Consider the following 21,438-nt stretch of genomic DNA (forward strand, 5'->3'; position numbering starts at 1 on the left):
CATTTAGCTTCTAATTCTCTTTTCATGTTTGAGCTTGACTTAGCCTTTGCAATTTCTTGCTCTATTTTCTCGTGCCTTTCTGTTGCTCTTGCCTTGCTGCCGATTAGTCCAAACTAAAGTAGTTATGGTTTTCAGAATAAAGACTGTTTGTTGTTTTTAGTAACCCTAGATACAATAAAGATGGAAACAAGCTTTTCACGAGTTGAAAAGAGGTTGATAGATATGATGTTTGAGAACTTTAGAGAGAATCGTTACCAAGAGGGGGTACGCGATCGCAATCGGGGGATTTTGCCTCGACTAGAGGATTCCGCGTATTTGGAAGGCTATTTAAAAGGTAGACCCGAAGGATTGGATGGAATTATGCAATATTTTCCCACGGTGGAAGATTACATGAAATGGAAGTTCGATCGCTTAAATTCTTCAAGTCTATAATTTTTTTGATGCGAGTTTCAAAAAACACCGCGAATCGACAGTTAAATAAAATATTTTTCCATGTTCCATGGAGGGGAATAGAGCGTAAAAGTGGTGCAGACGCGATCGCTATTTTTTGCCAATCAAGTCTTTGCTGAAGTAGTCCATGCTTTAGTCGGCACTCACTCTATAGCAGTAGCCAAGTCTAATAGGACGAATTTGGCTTCGACTTAGCTCAGCTAGCGAGGAGAACTTTGTCTTAACCTCTTCGACGATTGCCATAACTCTCGCCTGTACAAAATAATGCCCCATCTACTTGTGGTAGGGCGTTATTCTACATGGACTTTCGACATATTTTAAGACGATTTTTCTCTTTCACAAAACTGAATTCTTCTCATGACAACTTAGGCGATCGCGATCTAAATTACAGGAATTCGCACATCAATGTAATTCAAGTTACAAATGATTGAATATTGATGTAATTCAAGTTACAAAAAAGGTCTAATTGCTATATTAAAACCTAGTTTAAATGCGCTCAAAATAAAGCTGATATTTTGCCAAAATAAGTCGATCTGGAATAATTATTTCAAATTGTAAAGCAAATCGAGAAGATTGTAATTCAGATCACAAAAAACTGATATACCAATGTAATTCAAATTACAAAAACCTTGTATATAGAGTTACAAAATAAAAAACAAATGACAGCAACTCAAAAAAATTCTTAGACAAATCAGAAGCAAAGAGACTATCGCAGATAATTTTAAATGATATTCACTGAAAATAAATAACACACTAACTCCTTAGAAATCCTTGCCAAGTAATAGTCCTGAATTTTATTGACAAGAAGATTCGATTTTTTTAAGTAACAATAATTAAGTAGGCTTATTGGTTTTAATTGTTAGAAGAAATTAATGATGTCTAGACAAGATACTCTCTAAATATTTTTTAACAAAAAATGTATTTGAGTCATTGTATAAACATAAAGAGTTAGAAAAAGAACAAAGCGGAACTTTATTATTCTTGTTTTAGAGATAAAAAATACCCAGTCTGGTAGCGAAGTTTTACGATTTGACCTGCCAGATAATTAGACAGAATCGCCATAAAATCTACTCAAATCATGGGAGATGAATTTTCTCTCAATAGGTTTGTGCTGAGAAAAAGTTTTGATTTAACTTCTGTGGCTTAAATCAAACACTTTGAAACATGGCTATCTGTTCAGAAAAGGTGAAACGAGAGTTCTGTATTTTCTGCCTTGAGCCTTTTTCTAAATCTAATTAAATTCAACATCTATAAATCAAAATCTAGGAGATTAAAACAATGGTGCAGGATGCCTTTTCCAAGGTTGTTGCCCAAGCTGACACTCGCGGAGAATACCTCAGCGATTCTCAGTTAGATGCCTTACTCAATTTAGTCAGAGACGGTAACAAGCGGATTGATGTTGTCAACCGAATTTCTAGCAATGCTTCAACCATCGTTGCAAATGCTACTCGTTCATTGTTTGCCGAGCAACCTCAACTGATTGCACCTGGTGGGAATGCATATACCAATCGTCGTGCTGCTGCCTGCATTCGCGATTTGGAAATCATCCTCCGCTATGTCACCTACGCAATTTTTGCTGGAGATTCCAGCGTTTTGGACGATCGCGCCTTGAACGGATTGAGAGAAACCTATCTTGCTTTAGGTACTCCCGGAGCCTCTGTGGCAGTTGGTATTCAAAAGCTGAAAGAAGCTTCCCTTGCCATTGCTGGAGATCCAAATGGCGTTACCCGTGGTGATTGCAGTTCTCTGCTTGCCGAAGTTGCTGCTTACTTCGATCGCGCCGCATCAGCAGTTGGCTAAGTCAACGCTACGTTCTATTTAATAATTCAACCAATCTTTGTAAAAGTAATTTAGGAGACTGTAAATCAATGACTAAGACTCCGTTAACGGAAGCTATTGTCGCTGCTGATTCTCAAGGCCGTTTTCTAGGCAGTACCGAATACCAAGCCGCTTTTGGTCGTTTTCGCCAAGCCGCTGCAAGCTTGGAAGCTACAAAAGCGCTCTCCAAAAAGGCATCTAGCCTAGCTGAAGCTGCTGCTGCTGCTGTGTATCAAAAATTCCCTTACACAACTCAGTTGGATGGTCCTAACTATGCCTCCACTCAAACTGGTAAGGCAAAGTGCGTACGTGATATCGGCTACTATCTGCGGATTGTTACTTACGCATTGGTTGCTGGTGGCACAGGTCCCATTGATGATTACTTGGTGAGTGGCTTGGCTGAAATCAATCGTACCTTTGAGCTATCTCCCAGTTGGTACATTGAAGCGCTCAAGTATATCAAGGCAAACCATGGTTTGACTGGCGATCCTGCTGTTGAAGCAAATTCTTACATTGACTATGTAATCAATTCCCTGAGCTAACTCGATCTCAGAGAATATATGACAGCTATTGGCTTTATACCTTTAGATAAACCAGTAGCTGTCTGAAGTTTAGAGTATCGGTCAACAAAAAGCTTCTGTTCTTGAATTGCGGGAATCTCGTAGATGCAAACCTAAGAACGTTGTTTTCTGTGAATAAGACCAATACTAAAATTTGCAACTGTAAAACTTTGCAAAAGCGTCTAGCATTTGCGTGGTGAGTGCTTGGGATTCGCTATGCAAATGCTTTCCTATGCCGTTAAATCAACAAGTTTTAAAAAATTTCTTTTCTTATTGGAGATTCAGAATTATGGCAGCATTGGGAGAAGCAAGTCGGTTAGGAGTTAGTCCATTTACTGAGAACGAAAGAGTTGAGTTGCGCCCTGTAAAAACTGAAGAGCAGGTCATTGCAGTAATTAGGGCTGCTTATCGCCAGCTTTTAGGTAACGAGCACCTGTTTGAGCGCGATCGCCTATCTAGTGCAGAATCTCTTTTGCACCGAGGGCTAATTTCCGTTCAGGATTTTGTGCGTGCGATCGCTCAGTCAGAACTATATCGGCAAAAGTTTTTCTATACCAATTCACAAACGCGCTTCATCGAGCTGAACTATAAGCATTTGCTAGGTCGCGCTCCCTACGATCAATCAGAGATTGCTTACCATGTCGATCTCTATATTTCTCATGGGTATGAAGCTGAAATTGATTCCTATATTAATTCTTTAGAATATCAAAAAAGTTTTGGAGAATCCATTGTGCCTTACTACCGTGGTTTCCAAACTACGGTCGGGCAAAAAGTATCGGGATTTGCTAATTTCTTTCAACTATACCGAGGTTATGCCAATAGCGATCGCGCCCAAAACAAGACGCAAGCAAAATTAACCTGGGATTTAGCCAAGGATTTAGTATCGCCTATTTATCCAGCCTCTACGGGTTCCCTAACAGGTACTTCAACAGGACAACGTGGTGGGAACACTTTTCGGATTCGCTTGACGCAAGCAGCTTCTCCAAACTCCCCAGTAGTTCGGCAGGGGATTACAGAAATCGTTGTTCCATTCGATCAGTTGTCAAGTCGCTTACAAAAACTAAATCGCCAAGGAAGCAGAGTGATTGAAATTTTACCTTCGTAAAGTTTGCTCGATTAGTCCGCTCAATTAGATTGATTTGATTTTGTCTGACCTCTCCAAAACCCAGTAGATTCGCGCCACAATTCTTATTCATCAAGGAGATTTTTTGATGGCTATTACAACAGCCGCATCTCGGCTTGGAGTTTCAGCATTTAATGCGGCTCCGATTGAATTACGTTCCAATGCCAGCCAAGCAGATATTGCCCAGGTGATTTCTGCAATTTATCGTCAGGTTCTTGGTAATGACTATTTACTCCAAGCCGATCGCTTAATTGGCTTGGAATCGCTTTTAGCTAACCGCAGTATTACAGTTCAAGAATTTGTCAGAGCGTTGGCAAAGTCTGACCTTTACAAGTCAAAGTTCTTTTCTAATAGCTTTCATACTCGCTTTACGGAATTGAACTACAAGCACTTTTTAGGTCGTGCTCCTTACGATGAGTCCGAGGTTTCCTATCATCTGGATTTGTATCAAAATGAAGGATACGATGCTGATATTGATTCCTACATTGACTCAACTGAGTATCAAGACAATTTTGGCGATAATATTGTGCCCTACTATCGCGGGTTCTCAACCCAGTTAGGACAAAAAGTAGTTGGGTTTCCTCGGATTTTCCAACTCTATCGGGGATTTGCCACCAGCGATCGCTCCCAAATTGCAGGAGATTCTTCACGACTAATTGAAGAGTTGGCAAGAAACAGCGCATCCACGGTGATCGCTCCTTCGGGTAGCAATGATGGATTTGCCTACCTTGCTTCTCTGAAGGGTGAAACTTCAAAAAGTTCGTTTGGTGGGTCACAAGCTTTTGGTAGCGGGCGTCTTTTTCGCATTGAAGTTGCGGGTATTTCTAAACCTGGCTACCCCAATGTTCGCCGCGTAAATAAAGCAGCCATTGTTCCCTACGAAGGCTTATCCGATTACATTCAACAAGTTCAACGTCGAAATGGCAAAATTGCCAGTATTACACCACTCTAAGGGTATTTTTAAGAGTTAGTTTTTCTATGCTGCTGGCATGAGAACTAACTCTTCTGTTTTATTTTTTGATTTTTTTAGGATACTAAAATGGTTTATCAAATTGCTAATCGAAATAATGTAGGTCCGGCAAGCCGAAACTTTCAACTGGAGGTGTCAGGACTACATCAAAATGAAGTGACAACACAAAACAGCTACCCCATTCGCTCTAGTTCTAACGTTTTTATTACTGTGCCATTTAGCCGTTTTAGTGAAGAGCTACAGCGATTAAATCGCTTGGGTGCCAAAATTGTCAGCATTCAACCGTTAACAGAATAAACATCAGTCTTTAAGGAAAATGATTTAGGATTGATATATCAATCCTAAATCATTCGTGAGACAGGGTTTGGTGAAATGAACTCTACGAGCATTTTCTGTTCTCACAAATCAGATCGGATTGCTATAGCCTATAGAAAAACGGTAGTACCAATTTCTCTTAAATTTGTGACAGATTGGTTTTTAGTTTCCGCGCTGAGCGCAGCATTTTCAAAAAAAGATGCGTCGTTGCATCTTTTTTTGAAAATGGTATAACCCCTTCCAATCTGTGTAATTCAACTGAAAAATGACAACCGTCAACTAAAAATTATTTTGGGCAAATCAATGCCGTGCGATTGGCAGCAACCCATCCATTTAAGGGCGTACTAATTTGAAACCATCCATTTTTCTCAGTAGTCACAGATATTTCCACCCCATTATTGAGCTTCCCAACAACTGGAAAGTTAATGCCAGGCCCCTTGCGTACGTTAATGGGTGGATCGAGATCTTCGATAACACGTTTGGGCGAGGCACAGGTGGTTGGGACGACGGGCAACTGTCCCTGTTGCGATCGCTGCTGAAACTCAACTATCGCTTTTACATTCTGCTTTTCTAACAAGGTGAGTATGTTATGGGGAAAATCCTCTGGCGAATAACGGGGTTTGTACCAAGGTTGCGCATCAAAAAAAGCTTGCAATTCTAGATCTCTAAAGCGACGACCATAACGGGCATATACTTCATTGCGCATGATATCGAGTTCATCCATACTTTTGCCTTTTAAGTCAGCATCGGTAACAGGTCGCTCGGATAAAAATATGTACTTAGGCGTAGGGGATGTAGGAATAGAACCATTTTTTGAGACGGTAGCTTGGGGTGTGGGGCTTGGCACATTTGAAGGTGTAGCAATTGGCGTTGGCGTTGACGTAGAAGTTGTGGGTGTTTTGGTGGGCTCGACCTTATTTGTGGCTAGAGGTTGAGGTGCTGGTTTAGATTGAAACTGAGAGATTGCGATCGCGGTCACACCGCCTGAGACAACCAGTGCGGACAAACCGACTCCAGCCCAAAATGCACCGCCTGCCCCTTGCTGTTTCGTTGGATTTTCTCTGACGGTGGGTGCAACCACATCGGTAAAGGCGAGTGGAGCGATCGCATTGGAATTAGGTAATGGAGGAGGAGGCAGTTGATTAACGCTCTGCGTAAGGGCTTGACTGGGCGAACTATCCTGCCTTGGCTCGTTACCTGTAATCATCGTCGAAGCCAAAGGCGATCGCAATTTTCGTACATCTACCAAAGCTTCTGAGGCAGATTGGTAGCGCTGGCGAAAGTCATAACGTACCATCTTGTCTAGCACATTTGCCAACTCAGGACTCACCTCGGCACGGTAGGCAACCTTGGCGTAAGGCGGCGACTGTCGCCAAGCAATTTCACCTGTGGCAGGATCTTCGGGGATCTGACTAGGAGGAATACCGATCAGGGATTGAATTGCGATCGTACCTACGGCATAGATATCGCTGCACAGTCTGGGTTTTCCATTGGCTTGCTCGTTGGGCATATAGCCAACGGTTCCCACCGCCACTGTCATATTGGTCGGCTCGGCTTGAGGGTTTTGCGATGAGGCTAACTGGGTATAAATTTGCTTGACCGCACCAAAGTCAATTAGCACTAACTTGCCGTCGCTCTTGCGTCTCAGTAAGTTGGCAGGCTTAATATCACGGTGAATCACATCCTGTTGATGCACAAATTCCAAAATTTGTAGAACATCTTCGAGAAAGTCCAGCACTTGCGCCTCAGTCTTGATCGCATTACTGGCGACACCTGAGCTAGAGCGCGACACCCCTAATTCTTGGGCGAGATCTTGACCATCAATCAGTTCTTGGACGAGGTAAAATTCTCGGTTTTCCTCAAAGTGAGCCAAAAGTTGAGGGATTTGGTTGTGTTTGCCCAAGCGGTGCAGAACTTTTGCCTCGGTTTCAAACAACCTTCTTGCCGTTTGCAAGATAAATGAATCCTTAGATGCAGGCTTGAGTCGTTTGACAACACAGCGAGCGCGATCGGGTAGCTGCAAGTCTTCAGCCACATAGGTTTCGCCAAACCCTCCACTACCGAGATGACTAACAATTTTGTAGCGTCCGCCGATGACTTTACCTAACATGAAATTTTATGGCTCAATAAGATCAAAACTTAGCACTTATTTTTGTAAGCGTCATAGGTACTCCTAATAAGTCTAGTTGGATTGGTTAAGAAATTGCTCAGATCGTTATCTCTATCTCTAGCAGGATGGTCTTATTCGATTTCTACATTTATCTTTATATAAAGAAACAACTCTTAACCTAACCCAAAACAGGAGACAAAACACCATGGAAAACACAGAACCAAAGTTTGGATTTAACAACTTCGCCGAAACTTGGAATGGTCGTCTAGCGATGCTAGGTTTCGTAATTGGTCTAGGAACAGAGCTGATCACCGGCCACGGAATTCTTTCCCAAATCGGTCTACTGTAATCTTTAACCGCGAACTCATAAATTAATTTCTTAAGGAGCCTAATTCGTTAGGCTCTTTTTGTTGGGTTAACTTCAGGTCAAATGGGCAAAATCGCCTGTAATCCTTCGATACAAAACGGCATCATAGCTTTTTATCCACTGTGCTTCGCGCAGATATAAAATTTGGATTTGTCGTCAGTTCTAGTGAAATTGCGATAAAACTTATAGCATGCAAAAAATTACGCAAAAATTCGTGGCGTTTTGGCAGTTTGGTCGTCCACACACCATTATTGGCACATGCTTGAGCACGATCGCTTTGTTTGCGATCGCACTTGTACCCTACAAACTAGAACTTACCCTTGCTCCGATCCCCAGTTTGCTATGGGCAGCGATCGCTTGTCTGTGCGGCAATGTCTATATTGTGGGGCTGAACCAGTTAGAAGATGTCGAAATTGACAAGATTAACAAACCCTATTTACCTTTAGCCTCTGGAGATTTTTCCATCCCCACAGGTAGAGCCATTGTGTCTGTGATGGGGATCTTGGCGGTAGCGATCGCGATCTGGCAGGGGGCGTTTCTCGCTGCTACGGTGTCGATCAGCCTGTTTCTCGGTACGATCTACTCTTTGCCACCCATCCGCTTAAAACGATTTCCATTTTGGGCAGCCTTTTGTATCTTTACGGTGCGGGGCATTGTAATTAATCTGGGCTTATTTCTACATTTTCAACAAGTTTTCAGCCATCTATTTGCGAACACCATCGATTCCATCTGGTCTATCCCCAGCTCTGTATGGGGTCTGACGGGATTTGTACTGATCTTTACCTATGTAATCGCTATCTTTAAAGATATGCCCGATACGGAAGGCGATGCCAAGTTTAGGATTACCACGCTCACCCTGACTTTAGGACAGGTGGCAGTCTTCAATCTCTCCCGCCAAATTCTCGCTGTTCTCTATCTTGGGTTCGCAATTTTAAGTTTCACGCCTTGGCTTACAGGAGTCCATGCGATCGCTCTAGCCATTAGTCATGGCTTTCTCCTATCGGTTTTATGGTGGCAGAGCTTGCAGGTCGATCTAAGCGATCGCACTTCCATTACTGACTTCTATCAACTGATTTGGAAATTCTTTTATTTGGAGTACATCATTTTCCCAGTCGTTTGCATATTTGCATGATAGAAACATCCATCCCATATTGTGCCAAGCTCAAAAGTGATACCTTCTCAACCTACTTACCCTCTCTGGAGTGATTTTCGATCTACTGATATACTTGTATGGATGTATATCGACCGAAAACCTTTGCAGGATAGAGCCTGCGCTACAAAGAATTACAATTCATTTAGGATCGCGATATGTCTAATGCCCAATTTCTCATCCGTGCCGTAAGAAGAGAAGATGTGCCAGATTTATTTGATTTGATTAAAGCCTTGGCTGAATATGAAAAGCTCAGTCATACCGTCACTGGTGATGTCATGGCGTTAGAAAATGACTTGTTTAGCGACAAACCCTGCATTGAAGCGGTTATAGCAGAGTGCGATCGCCGAACGGTGGGATTTGCCTTGTTTTTTACCAACTACTCCACATTTCTCACTAAATCGGGAATTTATCTCGAAGATTTGTTCGTATTACCTGACTATCGAGGCATGAGTATCGGTAAAGCCCTGATTGTCCATGTTGCCCAAATTGCCTTGGCAAGAGGCTGCGGTCGGCTAGAGTGGTCGGTTTTAGATTGGAATGTCCCAGCGATCGCTTTTTATCAACGCATGGGGGCAGATGTGTTGACTGACTGGCGCATCTGTCGCGTTACGGGCGAAGCGCTCAAAAAATTCGCTCAAAAAGATTCAGCATAGGTTTTGCCATTTGGCTCACCCTTTAGGGAAAGGGAAATCGCTAGAGTTCCATATCCTAGAAACATGACGATATGTCTTCAGATCGGGTATAAATAATAGCTATGCCTATGTTGGTGAGGAGCATCCAAGAAATATGACGATCTCTGCGAGTAATCTCGATGTCAAGGCAATCGTTGCTAGGCAACGCGCTTTTTTTGCTACGGGTCAAACCAAAGAGCTAAATTTTCGTCTGACACAATTAAAGAAGCTAGCAGAGTTAATCCAAGAGAATGAAAAGGTAATTCTCGATGCACTGTATGCCGATTTACGCAAACCTCCGATCGAGGCATATAGTGGCGAAGTTCTGATTACGCTGTCAGATCTAAAATATGCGCTCAAACATCTCAAGAACTGGGTCAAGCCGCAAAAAGTTCCGACGCCGATGACCTTGTTCCCAAGTTCGAGCAGGATCTATACGGAACCTTTGGGTGTGGTTCTGATTATTGCACCTTGGAACTATCCGTTTTCTCTGATAATTCAGCCTTTGATCGGCGCGATCGCTGCGGGTAACTGCGCTGTGCTTAAGCCCTCTGAATATACGCCCCATACATCTAAGGCGATCGCAAAACTTGTGAATGCCAATTTTGATGCCAACTTTATCACGGCGATCGAAGGTGGTGTGGAAACCAGTCAGGCGTTACTCAACGAAAAATTTGATTGTATTTTCTTTACGGGGAGCGTGGCGATCGGTAAAATCGTGATGGAGGCTGCGGCAAAACACCTCACGCCTGTGACCCTCGAACTCGGTGGCAAAAGCCCCTGTATTGTCGATGGGGATTGCGATCTAGAAGTCACTGCCAGACGCATCATCTGGGGCAAATTTTATAATGCAGGACAGACCTGTGTTGCACCAGACTATGTTTTGGTTCCCAAAAGTATCAAGGCTGCCCTCCTTGAGAAATTACTGAAGTACGTGCGCGAGTTTTACGGTGAGAATCCTCAGCAAAGTCCTGATTTTGCTCGTATCGTCAATCACCAGCAATTCGATCGCCTTGTCAGCCTACTCGATGAAGACAATATTCTGATTGGGGGCGCTCGCGATCGCGACGATCTCTATCTTGCTCCCACTCTAATCGATCGGGTCTCCCCCAATGCCAAAGTCATGGCAGATGAGATCTTCGGGCCAATTTTGCCCATTCTAGAATACGAACAACTAGACGAAGCGATCGCTTTTGTGAATGCCAAACCTAAGCCCCTTGCCCTTTACTTCTTTAGTAACGACAAGCAAACACAAGCAAGGGTTTTACGCGATATATCCTTTGGTGGGGGCTGTCTGAACGATACACTTCTACATTTTGGCAGTCCAGAACTTCCTTTTGGTGGCGTGGGCAATAGTGGCATCGGCAGTTATCATGGCAAAGCCTCCTTTGACACCTTCTCTCATCGCAAAAGCATCCTAAACAATTCTTTTCGCTTCGATCTAAAGTGGCGCTATCCTCCCTACAAAATGACTTTAGAGACCCTAAAGAAATTCCTGAAGTAATAACCCGAACTCACGTTTCGTTAGGCTTAAGGCGGTTTCTCATTTAGAATTTACCCCACCCTAGCCCTCCCCTTGCAAAGGGGAGGGAACAAGATTTCTTGTCTTCCCCCTTTGCAAGGGGGAATTAAAGGGGGTAAGTCCAAGTTACTGGATAAAGGCAGTTTCTTTGCTAGAAATGTCTTAAACTCATGTTTTCCTAACGGAAAGGCATGGCATAGAGCAAGCCTCCCTGTTTCCAGTTTTGATTGATGCCACGCGGCAGTCCGAGCGCGGCAAGATTGCGATTGTAGATATCTTCGTAGTTACCCACGGCTTTAAGAACTTGCGTTGTCCAATCTGGGTCTAGACCTAGTTCGATGCCCAAGGATTCGGATGTTCCTAAAAACCTTGATACGTCAGGGTTTTTCGTGTCTTTAAAGACCGCATAATTCTTTTGATTGATGCCTAACTCCTCGGCATAAAAGGTGGCATAGACAACCCAAGTGACGACATCTCGCCAGCGCTTATCTGTACTGAGCACGGCGGGGCTGAGGGGTTCTTTAGAGAGACTAGTCTCTAAAATTTTGTGATCGTTCGGTTTTGGGAATTTGCTGCGCCAAGCGGTAAGTTGAGATTTTTCCAAAGAGATTGCAACACAATTCCCTTTAACATAGCTGTTATAGATGCTATCGAGATCGGCTAAGGAAACTAGCTCAGCTTGAATATTCGCTTCTTTGAGAGCCTCTTTCAAATTTGACTCGCTATTGCCTGTCTCAACACAAATGGTTTTACCTGCTAAATCCTTTAGCGTTGGTAAATCCTTACTGGCAGAATCATCGGACTTATCGGTTGATTTCTCGGTTGGCTTTTCGGTTGGTTTGTCAGTTGGTTGCGTATCTTCGGTGCTAGGTTTACTAGTGGGTGTGGGTTTGGGTGAGGGGCTATTCGGAGAAGCACCCACTCTCAGCATAATTCCCTGCCCGTCAAAAAATACGGTGGGGGCAAACGCGATGTCTTTGGTGGCATCGCGAGTCAAGGTGCGGGCAGTATTGCGGAGCAAGACATCAATATCCCCTGCCTGCAAGGCTGTAAACCGATCTTTCGCCATTAAAAGTTTGTACTCGATCGCTTTGTCATTCCCCAAAACCGCCGCCGCGATCGCGCGGCAATAATCGACATCTAAGCCACTCCATTCTCCTTTTTCATTGACATAGCTAAACCCTGGTAGTTTGCCATTCACCCCACAGATGAGCTTGCCACGGGCTTTTACGCGCTCTAAAGTGCCTTGCGCTTCTTTGGGAGTGGGGCTAGCTAAGACGGTTGGTTTGTCTGATGCGATCGGGGTAGGCTTAGGCTCAGGGGGCTTATCTTGACAGCTCGACAACAGACATAGGCAGGCGAGCAAACAGAAAGTAGGAAAAAATTTTGCAGTTTGTTTCCGCTTTGGCTTTCCGTCAGACTTTCTTGTTGGTTTTATATTCATACGACTCATACCATGCGCTTTAACATCTGATTAAGCAGAGACTGCTATCAGTTTAATAATGGATTAACATTGGAGTTGGCAGATTGCCAGACAAGCAAGATATTATAGGCTAATTGCCTTTTTGCGCCGTGACTTTATGCCAAACCTTAGTCCAGACCAGATGAATTCCAAACAATTAGGCAAGCCATCTAAACGATTTACATCCGAACAATACGCCAAATTAAAGGCAGAAGCTGCCTCTCCCTATCGAGGCTTAAGAAAATTTATCTATGCTACTTGTGGGGCATCAGGCGCGATCGGGGCATTCGTGTTTTTTACGCAATTGCTCGCAGGCAGAGGAGAATTTGAAACTACCCTTGGTAATTTGGCATTACAGATGGGTGTTGTCGCGCTGATGGTGTGGTTGTTTCGACTAGAACGTAAGGATTAGTTGGCAGTTGGCAGTTGTTAGTTCAAATGTTAATTCCAATAAATGCAGCTAACCTTATACCGATAACCGATAACTAATAACCTTTTTCCCATTATCTGTCTTCTTTCCCCTCTTTACTCCATGCTCACAGCAAGCTCCGATCTGGTTGCCCTCGCGCGATCGCAAATTGCTTTACTGACCCAAAGTTTGGGGGCAGGAGCTAGTGCTGTTTATCTCACCGAATCAACCCCCGACGGCTTGCCACCCAATCTGATTGAAGTTGTAGTGTATCCCGAGGATAATGTCTCCGCATTACCCCCTGAGATATTTCCCATATTACCCACTACCGAAAAGGGAGACCTGATGAGGCAAAGGCGCATGGTATTGCCCTTGATCTATCAGGAAGCAATTTTGGGCTTTTTGATGACTGGACGCGACGATCGCGACTGGACAGAAACAGAGCAAACCCAAATTCAACAGGTTGCCAATACCTTAGCGATTGCCTGTGCCTTAGATCGCCGTTGCCAGTGGCTCGAAGAAAATCAGCGGCGTGTCTACGAGCAGCAAAATCACTTCCTTTCGAGTTTGTTACACCAGTTACGCAATCCTTTAACCGCGATTAGGACTTTCTCTCAACTATTACTACGCAGAATAATGCCTGAAGATCCCAACCACAAGTTTGTGTCGGGGATTTTACGCGAAGCACGACATATTCAGGACTTGTTGACAGAAGCCGAACAGCCAACCCCTTTATTGCTGGCACAGTCAAAGCCAGAGTTGGCACTATTACCTGCGGCGGAGTTGGAACTCAGGCCTACCGATCTCAAAGAGATCTTAGATGCCATATCCACAGCGGCAAGTGCGATCGCCCAAGAACGCAACTTACATTTCATGGCAGTATTTCCCGAATATATTCCCTTAGTACTGGCGAATGCGTCTGCTTTACGGGAGGTGTTGAGCAATCTCGTCGATAATGCTTTGAAATATACGCCCGAAGAGGGATGCGTAGGTTTAAGCGTTAGCGCTGTAGATGGCTATGTGTCTGTGATCGTGCAGGATACAGGTGTAGGAATTCCAGCTTCTGATATGGCTCATTTATTTAAACGTAGTTTTCGCGGACGGCAAGCATCTGGAAATATTGCGGGCACTGGTTTGGGACTTGCGATCGCCAATGACTTAATCCAAAAAATGCAGGGAAATATTCAAGTGAGTAGCCAGCCCAATCTGGGCAGCATTTTCACAGTTAATCTCAAAACGAGTCTCGAATCTTGAAAGGCTGTCAATGCTCAGAAAGTCGGCAATTCTAAACATAAGAGAAACCTCATGACGCTGCAATGTAAATGTCTGCCTTGTGAATTAAGGCAATCGCGATATTTAGGTTAGAAAATGGTATTACGACCCTTCCGCTAGTCTTTGCTCCAATATCCGTCTCATCGGACTCCAAACGTCCGCTTACATGCAGAATCGTTTCAGGTGGTTTTGGCACGATCGTCCAAATGCTATAGCCGATCGCACCAATCGCCAGTCCCAAAGGAATGGCTAACCGAGGATTAAATTTCTTCGTTTTCAGGGGTGCCTTGTCATTCCCTTCAGATTTAGGCTCGGAATTTTGCGAGTCGGGCTGTTTTTGAGGAGCTTCCTGAGGATTAGGGGCAGCTTGGGTCATAATTTAGCGATCGCGATAGGGTGCAGATTTACAGATCATACTAGACTGTCTAGTATGAGTAAACGCTACATTCCATGAACTATGGTTAGAGGTTCTACATTAAATTCCAAATCTCAGTGATGGAGTGAGTATGGCAGGCGACGATAGAAATATCCTGATTAAAGCCAATTACCAAGTAGAACAAAAGGTGCCCAAAAGAAAGGATGATGGTATGGATTGCTTTCGATCAGTGAAAGTTGAGCTAGTCTGAGAGATTCGGCTTTGGTTGTCTTTGCCTCTGATAGATGTTTGTAGAGAGATACCATAAACTTAGATGTAGCAGCATCATCAACTGACCAGAGCGAAGCGATCGTACTTCTTGCGCCTGCTCGAACTGCCATGCCAGCAAGACCAAGCGCCGCTCGTTTGTCCCCCACCGCAGTTTGACAAGCGCTGAGAATCAGGAGCTCAATTGGTTCGGCCTCGCTACGATTTCTAATGCGAAGCATCTGGTTTAATTTTTCAATGTTTAGCTTGCCATCATAGGTTAAGAGATAGGTCTTTTCGGATTCAGAGCTAAAATTTCCATGGGTTGCAAGGTGAACGATTGGGAAGGGAGATTTGGTCAAAGCTTGGGATAGCTCCTGTTCGGTAAACTTGCTATTGAGCAAAAGCGAACTAGAAGGAACTTGTTTGTTAATTTCTTGAAGTTCGAGTTGGACGCTCGGCAGAGCTGAATACCCCTGTCTGGCTTCGGTCAAGCCACCCGTTAACGCCACGATCTTTTGTTTGGCGATTGGTTTCGGATCGAGAAGCTGTAATCCAGGTGTGAGTGCAATGCTATATTTCTCAACCAGATGCTGTTTGCTATCGTGAAGCACAGACATGGGAATATTTCTGAGCGAACCATCCAGCACGAATACCATGGTTTTAATTTGGCTTTGGGCGATCGCACTCGCAGCAGGACGGATCAGCAAGTCATATAATTTTTGGGCGTGGGTGAGATAGTCTTGAGAACTGGGATCGCGCAGATCGCTCCGCAGGTCAGTTACGATGCTATCTATTTCCTGCGGTTTAATATTCGTTGCATAATGACGTAAAGGTTGTTGTGGCAGGCTGAGAATGACTTCTAGTCGATCTTCTAAAATAATCGGATAGACAACAGCGGCAGTGCGATCGACCTGATTGATGTCTACTTGTGCTGCTACCAGACAATCGGCACGAAAGAAATTGACCAGTTCGGCAAGTTGTAGCGATTCGATCGTTTCTTGGGCTTTGAGGAGTTGCAGTTGTTTCTCATTGGGAGTCTTCGCATCGGTTTGCAACAACAGGCTCACAAGTTGTCGGTAGACGGGCTCAACACCCTCGCGGAACGAAAACTGTACGTTGGAATTGACAAAGGCAAGATCGCTTCGCAATTGACGCAAGGATTTCACCGCTTCGACATAGGCGGCGATCGCGCTGCGCGTATCCCCCTTGGCTTTTAAAATGCGCCCCAACTGCCACTGCCAGCGATAGGAAATATCTGTAGCACTAAGACTCTGCGCGATCGCCAATGCCTGTTGGGTGAGGCTCTGGGATTCCTCTAACTGGCTATTTTGTTCGTAAACATTGCCCAAGCTACCGAGGGCAAATGAGAGCGTGCGACTGTCATCGATCGCTTTGGCTTGGCGAATCGCTTCAGCCAAAATCTGCGATGTTTCCGCGAGTAAGCTTTTATCCTGTTTGGCAAGTTTGAGCAAGCTTTCGGCGTAATTAATGCGGGCATGAATTGCATCTCGACTGGTGGGAAGCTTTGTAAAGCTTGATGCAATTTGCGATCGCAGCTTCTCTATATCTGTAATTTTGTTATCTTCGATCGCGAGGCTCAATAAATTTAGCTGGGCTTGCAATCGCGATAGCGGTTGCGCGGTCGTACTTTCTGCCTTCAGGTAGAATTCCGCAGCAGCATTGGTATCATCTTCGGCACGAGAAAGATTCCCTAGTCTCAGTAGAACCAGATTCTTTTGCACTGAAATTTGACTGGTAAGATTTTGATCGGGAAGACTCTCTAGTACTTTTTGGCTTTGCTCTAATGCCTGACGCGCTCGCTTTAGATCGCCTACGGTTGTCAGCATATCCCCTAAGTTATCCAGTGCTACAGCCTTAAGTAGGGAATTTGGCTCTGAGTTTAAGGACTCATTCACCTCTTCCAAAGTTTGCAGCGATCGCCGATAAAATCCTTGCACTTTTAGGGCTTGGGCTTGATTGAGTAAATTGCGAAGTTGGTTGGGTTTATCTCCCAGTTTCTCGTGGATGGTTGCCGCTTCTTTCCACGATGCGATCGCGGCTTCACCCTTACCGAGCGATAGATATAAACTTGCTTGGGTGTCTAATGCCTGGGCGATCGCGCCTTGACTGGCTGTGTTGGATTCGAGCGATCGGGCTAGCTGCAAACTTTTGGTTACCGATGCCGTTGCTTCCTGCCATTGCCCAGTTTTTTGATATGCCAGAGATAAGTTACTTAGCGTTGCGGCGAGGTCGAGCAGGTTGCCTTGCTGTTGGTAAATTTGGGTGGCTTGTTGCCAAATGCGAATGGCTTCGTCAAATTGCCCTGCTTGATAGAGCGCTTTTCCCTGCTCGAGTAGGTTAGCAGAACTTTCTGTTTCGATCGGATTGATTCGATTGGAATTTATAGGGGGGGTCTGGGTGACGGAGTAGGCAATTAGGGGCTGAACAAAAGCGATCGCCAAACACAAAAGCACCCATGTCAGGAATCGACGGATTCTTTGCCGCTGTTGGTTATGGGGATTTTTTTTCATTCTAGCTCTGTACATAATGCCCTCGAATGCTTTCTCTGAAAGATCGGTAAAAAAGCTAATGACTCAATGCTTTACTTGCTAGCCACAGGAACGCATTTGGGTTGTGTAGACCAAGCCGAGGAGGGTGCTGCTGGGGCTTTGGCAACCAGTGTAACCTGACCGCGATCGCCTACCACCCATCCCTGCGCTTCAACAATGGTATCTGGTATTTCACTCTCTCAAGACCTACGTCAACAAGTCTTTGAAGTATATCTGGCGAGTCAAAGCATTGGAAATCGATTCTGATGAAATGTAAAGCGATCGCTTGAGCAGTTTGATACACTTAAGTTAAAGCTAGAACTCACCTGACTTGGAGTACCGCTATGACAATTTCTGGCGATCTCAAGCTACTTTCAACAACGGAATACCCTGATGAGGACTTTGAGCCAATGCCCGAAGGCGATAAACAACGGCGCAATCTTAGCTACACGACCGAGGCATTAAGGCTGTGGTTCGAGAAACAACCGAATTTTTATGTTTCTGATAATCTCACAAACTCATCTGTAAGGGGCTTGTCAATTTTTTCAGGAACCAAAACTTTTACTGTATAAGTCCTGCATCATATCCCAGAACGATTTGTATCGATAGGCTCCAGGGTTCTTATTACCAAAGTCCCATGCTTCCCATTCATTTCTAGAATCTATAATTTTTGGATTAAGTAGGAATACATCACCATCTCTTGAAGTGCTAATCTGCAAAGTACTTTTTATGTGTTGACTTTCATCTAGAAAATGTTCCGTATTACCAATATTTTCATCATCGTAATCAATCCCCCAAATCTCAGCCCATTCCTCGTCTATTCTATCTTCATCTCCACTCCAGATCTCTGCCCATTCCTTGTTTCCCTCAATAAACCATTTAATTTGATCTGTGCCATATAGCTCGCAATATCGGTTTAGGATAGTGAATCCATTTGAAGCAAGCAAAAAGCTTTTATAACTTAATGGTAATCTAGTTTTTAGCCTATCTTCTAGTTCAGAAATATCATCCTCTGTTGCTCCTTCCCAAAGACAACACTTACTCTCTAAAGCCTCTGAAAACTCATTTTGGTAGTTGTCCAAGTGTTCTTTATCTAAATTCTCAAAAATCGCTGTATTCCACTTTTCCAAAAAATTATTCCAATCTTCTACTGTGGGAGTAAATTCAAAATTGTTACCTTTAGTCAAAATCACTTGAGTTTACCAAATCTTGATTACAGTAGAATAACTAAAATGCTCATATCCTTGAGGTCATTACATTCCCAGTCATCGTCAAACAATCATTAAATCTCACTAGAAATCTCGACAAGTCTGTTAATTTGGTTCGTTATGTTGTGAACATTATCCCTAAATTTATCATTACTTATCATGTTTATGAGTTAGATACCATTTTAGATAACGATGAATAGTCACTCATAAATGTTGATCAGAGTTTCTAGATGTATTGTCATAGGGAGAGTAAAAATGGCAGCCTAACTAGAGCAGTTTACGAAATTCCTCAACGGTCAACCCTGCATCTTGAATTATCCCACCCATTGTAAATGCCTTAATTGGGTTATTTCGAGGAATAGTTACCTGACGCACTCCATCACTCATGACGATATGCTTACTCTGGCGTATGATGCTGAAACCTACTTTTTCTAAAGCACGCACTGCCTGAAGGTGGTTGACTCCAGCTAACTTAGGCATATAGAGTTGCTACTTCAATTTCTCGAATTTCAACGCCATGCAGTCTATCCTGTAGCGCCAAAAGATATTCTTGAATGGCATCATGAATGTTAAGTAGTGCTTCCTCTTCTGTATCCCCTTCAGACCAACAACCCGGAAGAGCAGGGACACAAACGCTTATTCCTTCATCAGAGCGATAAATAGCAATTTTGTATTTCATATTTCTAACAGCTATGGGGTTTTAGATTATCCACCCATACTAAAAGATAGCATCGAAGCTTGAAATCAAAAGTCATCGATCGCTAAGCACTGATTAAAAGCAGATGACTGATTGCTAATATGTTACTTGTTACTTAATACTTGCAGATCCAAAATTAATTATGCGTACTCATTACTGTGGTCATCTCCACGCCGAACACATTGATAAATCAGTTAGTCTCTGTGGCTGGGTGGATCGTAGACGCGATCATGGTGGTGTGATTTTTCTCGATCTGCGCGATCGCACGGGGGTCGTGCAAATTGTCAGCGATCCGATTCGGACGCCACAATCTTGCGAAATTGCCGCCGAAATGCGAAATGAGTATGTGGTCAGAATCACGGGCAAGGTGTCAGCCCGTCCTGCGGACTCGCTCAACCCCAAACTCGCCACAGGTGAGGTCGAAATTTATGCCGAGTCGATTGAACTGCTAAATGCCGTTCATAAGCAGTTACCTTTCTTGGTATCAGAGACAGACAGCGTTAAAGAAGAATTGCGTCTCAAATATCGCTACCTTGATATGCGCAGCGATCGCCTCGCCAACAACCTAAAATTACGGGCTGAGGTCGTCAAAACCCTACGGCGTTATTTAGAAGACGAATGCGGTTTCATGGAAGTGGAAACCCCGATGCTGTGCCGATCCACACCCGAAGGTGCGAGAGACTACCTCGTTCCTAGCCGCGTTAACCCCAGACAGTGGTATGCCCTCCCCCAATCGCCTCAGTTGTTTAAGCAATTGCTGATGGTGGGTGGATGCGATCGCTACTATCAAGTCGCACGTTGTTTCCGCGATGAAGATTTGCGCGCCGATCGCCAGCCCGAATTTACGCAACTCGACATGGAAATGAGTTTCATGTCTCAAGAGGAAATTTTGCAACTGAATGAGAACCTGCTGCGTCATGTTTTCAAACAGATTAAGGGTATAGAACTTCCTCCCTTCCCTCGCATCACCTATGCCGAAGCAATGGAACGCTATGGTTCAGACCGCCCCGACACCAGATTTGGTCTAGAGTTGGTGAATGTCTCCGATCTGTTTGCCGATTCGGGATTTAAGGTGTTTTCGGGTGCGATCGCCAATGGTGGTGTGGTCAAGGCCCTGGCAATTCCCAATGGGGATAGTGTAATTTCCAATACCCGCATCAAGCCAGGTGGTGACTTGGCAAATCTCGCGGCTCAGTATGGAGCCAAGGGTCTAGCTTACATCAGGGTGCGTGAAGGTGGTGCGATCGACACGATTGGCGCAATTAAAGACAACTTGACCGACGCTCAAAAAGCTACCCTGTTCGAGCGAACTGGAGCCGAACCAGGAACGTTAATTCTGTTTGGAGCGGGTGATGTCGCGATCGTCAACGAACCCTTAAATCGCTTGCGGTTAGCCCTCGGTCAAGAGCTAGGTCTGATCGATCCTGAGAAAATCAACCTGCTTTGGGTGACGGACTTCCCCATGTTTGAATGGAATGCTGGGGAAAAGCGATTGGAGGCAATCCACCATCCATTCACCGCGCCTAACCCCGAAGATTTTCAAGTGGGCGAACCCTTTAGCGTCAAGACCCGTGCCCTCGCCTATGACATTGTGTTTAACGGGCTAGAGATTGGTGGCGGTTCTCTGCGGATCTACAAACGCGAAGTACAGGAACAAGTATTCGCAGCGATCGGGCTCTCCTCAGAGCAGGCTCAAGAGAAGTTTGGCTTTCTGTTAGAGGCTTTTGAATATGGAACCCCGCCCCACGGTGGGATTGCCTTTGGTTTAGATCGTCTGGTGATGTTACTCGCAGGTGCGGACTCGATTCGAGAAGTGATTGCCTTCCCCAAAACGCAACAGGCAAGAGATCTACTTACCGATGCCCCTTCCTCTGTGGATGACGCTCAACTCAAGGAGTTGTATGTCAAGTCTGTGGAAATTCCGAAAAAATAAAATGTAGCAAATAGGCTACCTACCCTGTACAGGCTAAGGTGTACATACAAGTTCTTTTTGCTTTGTTTTGGGGCTTAGATCCCCCCCAGCCCCCCTTAACAAAGCAGGGCTGTTTCATTCTTGAGGTAGAAGAAATAAAAAAGATAAATATAGGTAAATATATAGTTATTTACCTATATTTAGTCTGAAAGACGTGGAAAAGAGCTTAATTGACTATCTCAAAG

General features: G+C 44.3%; 21 protein-coding genes. 14 read left to right on the forward strand and 7 right to left on the reverse strand.

Annotation, left to right across the window (positions count from 1 at the left end):
- Nucleotides 1–222 precede the first annotated feature (222 nt).
- The 6 genes from ACP2WE_RS25020 (at nucleotide 223) to cpcD (ending at nucleotide 5,218) form a co-directional block, all read left to right on the forward strand.
- A complete protein-coding gene (locus tag ACP2WE_RS25020) occupies nucleotides 223–432 on the forward strand; it encodes a hypothetical protein (RefSeq protein WP_425218244.1) in 210 nt (69 codons plus the stop codon).
- A 1,296-nt stretch (nucleotides 433–1,728) separates the two neighbouring features.
- On the forward strand, nucleotides 1,729–2,250 hold the full coding sequence (gene cpcB, locus ACP2WE_RS25025) for a C-phycocyanin subunit beta (protein WP_408648908.1): 522 nt from the start codon (nucleotides 1,729–1,731) through the stop codon (nucleotides 2,248–2,250).
- Nucleotides 2,251–2,318: 68 nt separating this feature from the next.
- A complete protein-coding gene (cpcA, locus tag ACP2WE_RS25030) occupies nucleotides 2,319–2,810 on the forward strand; it encodes a C-phycocyanin subunit alpha (RefSeq protein ID WP_330486295.1) in 492 nt (163 codons plus the stop codon).
- A 307-nt stretch (nucleotides 2,811–3,117) separates the two neighbouring features.
- A complete protein-coding gene (locus tag ACP2WE_RS25035) occupies nucleotides 3,118–3,933 on the forward strand; it encodes a phycobilisome rod-core linker polypeptide (RefSeq protein WP_425218245.1) in 816 nt (271 codons plus the stop codon).
- 106 nt (nucleotides 3,934–4,039) lie between these two features.
- Complete coding sequence (locus ACP2WE_RS25040; RefSeq protein WP_425218246.1) at nucleotides 4,040–4,903, forward strand: phycobilisome rod-core linker polypeptide; 864 nt, start codon at nucleotides 4,040–4,042, stop codon at nucleotides 4,901–4,903.
- A gap of 87 nt (nucleotides 4,904–4,990) precedes the next feature.
- Nucleotides 4,991–5,218, forward strand: coding sequence for a rod-capping linker protein CpcD (gene cpcD, locus ACP2WE_RS25045; protein ID WP_425218247.1), 228 nt, complete (start codon nucleotides 4,991–4,993; stop codon nucleotides 5,216–5,218).
- Nucleotides 5,219–5,522: 304 nt separating this feature from the next.
- Here the strand turns inward: cpcD and ACP2WE_RS25050 are convergent, their stop codons facing one another.
- The gene (locus tag ACP2WE_RS25050) at nucleotides 5,523–7,346 is read right to left on the reverse strand and encodes a protein kinase domain-containing protein (protein WP_425218248.1); all 1,824 of its coding nucleotides are present in this window, start codon (nucleotides 7,344–7,346) and stop codon (nucleotides 5,523–5,525) included.
- A gap of 205 nt (nucleotides 7,347–7,551) precedes the next feature.
- Here ACP2WE_RS25050 and ACP2WE_RS25055 point away from each other — a divergent pair, with 205 nt between their 5' ends.
- The 4 genes from ACP2WE_RS25055 (at nucleotide 7,552) to ACP2WE_RS25070 (ending at nucleotide 11,041) form a co-directional block, all read left to right on the forward strand.
- On the forward strand, nucleotides 7,552–7,695 hold the full coding sequence (locus ACP2WE_RS25055) for a CAB/ELIP/HLIP family chlorophyll-binding protein (protein ID WP_408648834.1): 144 nt from the start codon (nucleotides 7,552–7,554) through the stop codon (nucleotides 7,693–7,695).
- Between the two features lie 208 nt (nucleotides 7,696–7,903).
- Nucleotides 7,904–8,845, forward strand: a complete 942-nt coding sequence (locus ACP2WE_RS25060; protein WP_425218249.1) for a homogentisate phytyltransferase — start codon at nucleotides 7,904–7,906, stop codon at nucleotides 8,843–8,845.
- Nucleotides 8,846–9,021: 176 nt separating this feature from the next.
- Nucleotides 9,022–9,519: a GNAT family N-acetyltransferase gene (locus ACP2WE_RS25065; protein WP_425218250.1), complete on the forward strand. Its 498-nt coding sequence runs from the start codon at nucleotides 9,022–9,024 to the stop codon at nucleotides 9,517–9,519.
- A gap of 133 nt (nucleotides 9,520–9,652) precedes the next feature.
- The gene (locus ACP2WE_RS25070) at nucleotides 9,653–11,041 is read left to right on the forward strand and encodes an aldehyde dehydrogenase (protein ID WP_425218251.1); all 1,389 of its coding nucleotides are present in this window, start codon (nucleotides 9,653–9,655) and stop codon (nucleotides 11,039–11,041) included.
- 196 nt (nucleotides 11,042–11,237) lie between these two features.
- Here the strand turns inward: ACP2WE_RS25070 and ACP2WE_RS25075 are convergent, their stop codons facing one another.
- Entirely contained in the window at nucleotides 11,238–12,503 is a 1,266-nt protein-coding gene (locus ACP2WE_RS25075; protein ID WP_425218252.1) for an amino acid ABC transporter substrate-binding protein, read from the reverse strand.
- A gap of 136 nt (nucleotides 12,504–12,639) precedes the next feature.
- Between ACP2WE_RS25075 and ACP2WE_RS25080 the strand changes: the two genes are divergently transcribed.
- A complete protein-coding gene (locus tag ACP2WE_RS25080) occupies nucleotides 12,640–12,933 on the forward strand; it encodes a DUF3493 domain-containing protein (protein WP_425218253.1) in 294 nt (97 codons plus the stop codon).
- A 120-nt stretch (nucleotides 12,934–13,053) separates the two neighbouring features.
- A complete protein-coding gene (locus ACP2WE_RS25085; RefSeq protein WP_425218254.1) occupies nucleotides 13,054–14,184 on the forward strand; it encodes a GAF domain-containing sensor histidine kinase in 1,131 nt (376 codons plus the stop codon).
- A 49-nt stretch (nucleotides 14,185–14,233) separates the two neighbouring features.
- Here the strand turns inward: ACP2WE_RS25085 and ACP2WE_RS25090 are convergent, their stop codons facing one another.
- On the reverse strand, nucleotides 14,234–14,578 hold the full coding sequence (locus ACP2WE_RS25090) for a hypothetical protein (protein WP_425218255.1): 345 nt from the start codon (nucleotides 14,576–14,578) through the stop codon (nucleotides 14,234–14,236).
- A 158-nt stretch (nucleotides 14,579–14,736) separates the two neighbouring features.
- Nucleotides 14,737–17,358, reverse strand: coding sequence for a CHAT domain-containing protein (locus tag ACP2WE_RS25095; RefSeq protein ID WP_425218256.1), 2,622 nt, complete (start codon nucleotides 17,356–17,358; stop codon nucleotides 14,737–14,739).
- A gap of 362 nt (nucleotides 17,359–17,720) precedes the next feature.
- Between ACP2WE_RS25095 and ACP2WE_RS25100 the strand changes: the two genes are divergently transcribed.
- Nucleotides 17,721–17,948 carry a hypothetical protein gene (locus ACP2WE_RS25100; protein ID WP_425218257.1) on the forward strand — a complete coding sequence of 76 codons (228 nt, stop codon included), beginning with the start codon at nucleotides 17,721–17,723 and terminating at the stop codon, nucleotides 17,946–17,948.
- On the opposite strand, the gene ACP2WE_RS25105 is transcribed toward ACP2WE_RS25100, so the two are convergent.
- The 3 genes from ACP2WE_RS25105 to ACP2WE_RS25115 form a co-directional block, all read right to left on the reverse strand.
- Nucleotides 17,922–18,569, reverse strand: a complete 648-nt coding sequence (locus ACP2WE_RS25105; protein WP_425218258.1) for an SMI1/KNR4 family protein — start codon at nucleotides 18,567–18,569, stop codon at nucleotides 17,922–17,924. The genes ACP2WE_RS25100 and ACP2WE_RS25105 overlap by 27 nt on opposite strands.
- A 282-nt stretch (nucleotides 18,570–18,851) precedes the next feature.
- Nucleotides 18,852–19,064: a type II toxin-antitoxin system HicA family toxin gene (locus tag ACP2WE_RS25110; RefSeq protein WP_425218259.1), complete on the reverse strand. Its 213-nt coding sequence runs from the start codon at nucleotides 19,062–19,064 to the stop codon at nucleotides 18,852–18,854.
- Nucleotides 19,057–19,263 (reverse strand): type II toxin-antitoxin system HicB family antitoxin, encoded by a 207-nt coding sequence (locus ACP2WE_RS25115; protein WP_425218260.1) that lies wholly within the window; start codon nucleotides 19,261–19,263, stop codon nucleotides 19,057–19,059. The genes ACP2WE_RS25110 and ACP2WE_RS25115 overlap by 8 nt, the downstream gene beginning before the upstream one ends.
- 160 nt (nucleotides 19,264–19,423) lie before the next feature.
- On the opposite strand from ACP2WE_RS25115, the gene aspS reads away from it, so the two are divergent.
- Nucleotides 19,424–21,214: an aspartate--tRNA ligase gene (aspS, locus tag ACP2WE_RS25120; RefSeq protein WP_425218261.1), complete on the forward strand. Its 1,791-nt coding sequence runs from the start codon at nucleotides 19,424–19,426 to the stop codon at nucleotides 21,212–21,214.
- Nucleotides 21,215–21,438 lie beyond the last annotated feature (224 nt).

Origin of the sequence: Tumidithrix helvetica PCC 7403, assembly GCF_965232925.1 — a bacterium.
Classification (GTDB): domain Bacteria; phylum Cyanobacteriota; class Cyanobacteriia; order Pseudanabaenales; family Pseudanabaenaceae; genus Tumidithrix; species Tumidithrix helvetica.

What these genes read in the sequence shown, in the direction of transcription:
- ACP2WE_RS25020 (WP_425218244.1), top strand. Translation starts at nt 223, where the DNA reads ATGATGTTTGAGAACTTTAGAGAGAATCGTTACCAAGAGGGGGTACGC.
- cpcB (WP_408648908.1), top strand. Translation starts at nt 1,729, where the DNA reads ATGGTGCAGGATGCCTTTTCCAAGGTTGTTGCCCAAGCTGACACTCGC.
- cpcA (WP_330486295.1), top strand. Translation starts at nt 2,319, where the DNA reads ATGACTAAGACTCCGTTAACGGAAGCTATTGTCGCTGCTGATTCTCAA.
- ACP2WE_RS25035 (WP_425218245.1), top strand. Translation starts at nt 3,118, where the DNA reads ATGGCAGCATTGGGAGAAGCAAGTCGGTTAGGAGTTAGTCCATTTACT.
- ACP2WE_RS25040 (WP_425218246.1), top strand. Translation starts at nt 4,040, where the DNA reads ATGGCTATTACAACAGCCGCATCTCGGCTTGGAGTTTCAGCATTTAAT.
- cpcD (WP_425218247.1), top strand. Translation starts at nt 4,991, where the DNA reads ATGGTTTATCAAATTGCTAATCGAAATAATGTAGGTCCGGCAAGCCGA.
- ACP2WE_RS25050 (WP_425218248.1), bottom strand. Translation starts at nt 7,346, where the DNA reads ATGTTAGGTAAAGTCATCGGCGGACGCTACAAAATTGTTAGTCATCTC.
- ACP2WE_RS25055 (WP_408648834.1), top strand. Translation starts at nt 7,552, where the DNA reads ATGGAAAACACAGAACCAAAGTTTGGATTTAACAACTTCGCCGAAACT.
- ACP2WE_RS25060 (WP_425218249.1), top strand. Translation starts at nt 7,904, where the DNA reads ATGCAAAAAATTACGCAAAAATTCGTGGCGTTTTGGCAGTTTGGTCGT.
- ACP2WE_RS25065 (WP_425218250.1), top strand. Translation starts at nt 9,022, where the DNA reads ATGTCTAATGCCCAATTTCTCATCCGTGCCGTAAGAAGAGAAGATGTG.
- ACP2WE_RS25070 (WP_425218251.1), top strand. Translation starts at nt 9,653, where the DNA reads ATGACGATCTCTGCGAGTAATCTCGATGTCAAGGCAATCGTTGCTAGG.
- ACP2WE_RS25075 (WP_425218252.1), bottom strand. Translation starts at nt 12,503, where the DNA reads ATGAATATAAAACCAACAAGAAAGTCTGACGGAAAGCCAAAGCGGAAA.
- ACP2WE_RS25080 (WP_425218253.1), top strand. Translation starts at nt 12,640, where the DNA reads ATGCCAAACCTTAGTCCAGACCAGATGAATTCCAAACAATTAGGCAAG.
- ACP2WE_RS25085 (WP_425218254.1), top strand. Translation starts at nt 13,054, where the DNA reads ATGCTCACAGCAAGCTCCGATCTGGTTGCCCTCGCGCGATCGCAAATT.
- ACP2WE_RS25090 (WP_425218255.1), bottom strand. Translation starts at nt 14,578, where the DNA reads ATGACCCAAGCTGCCCCTAATCCTCAGGAAGCTCCTCAAAAACAGCCC.
- ACP2WE_RS25095 (WP_425218256.1), bottom strand. Translation starts at nt 17,358, where the DNA reads ATGAAAAAAAATCCCCATAACCAACAGCGGCAAAGAATCCGTCGATTC.
- ACP2WE_RS25100 (WP_425218257.1), top strand. Translation starts at nt 17,721, where the DNA reads ATGACAATTTCTGGCGATCTCAAGCTACTTTCAACAACGGAATACCCT.
- ACP2WE_RS25110 (WP_425218259.1), bottom strand. Translation starts at nt 19,064, where the DNA reads ATGCCTAAGTTAGCTGGAGTCAACCACCTTCAGGCAGTGCGTGCTTTA.
- ACP2WE_RS25115 (WP_425218260.1), bottom strand. Translation starts at nt 19,263, where the DNA reads ATGAAATACAAAATTGCTATTTATCGCTCTGATGAAGGAATAAGCGTT.
- aspS (WP_425218261.1), top strand. Translation starts at nt 19,424, where the DNA reads ATGCGTACTCATTACTGTGGTCATCTCCACGCCGAACACATTGATAAA.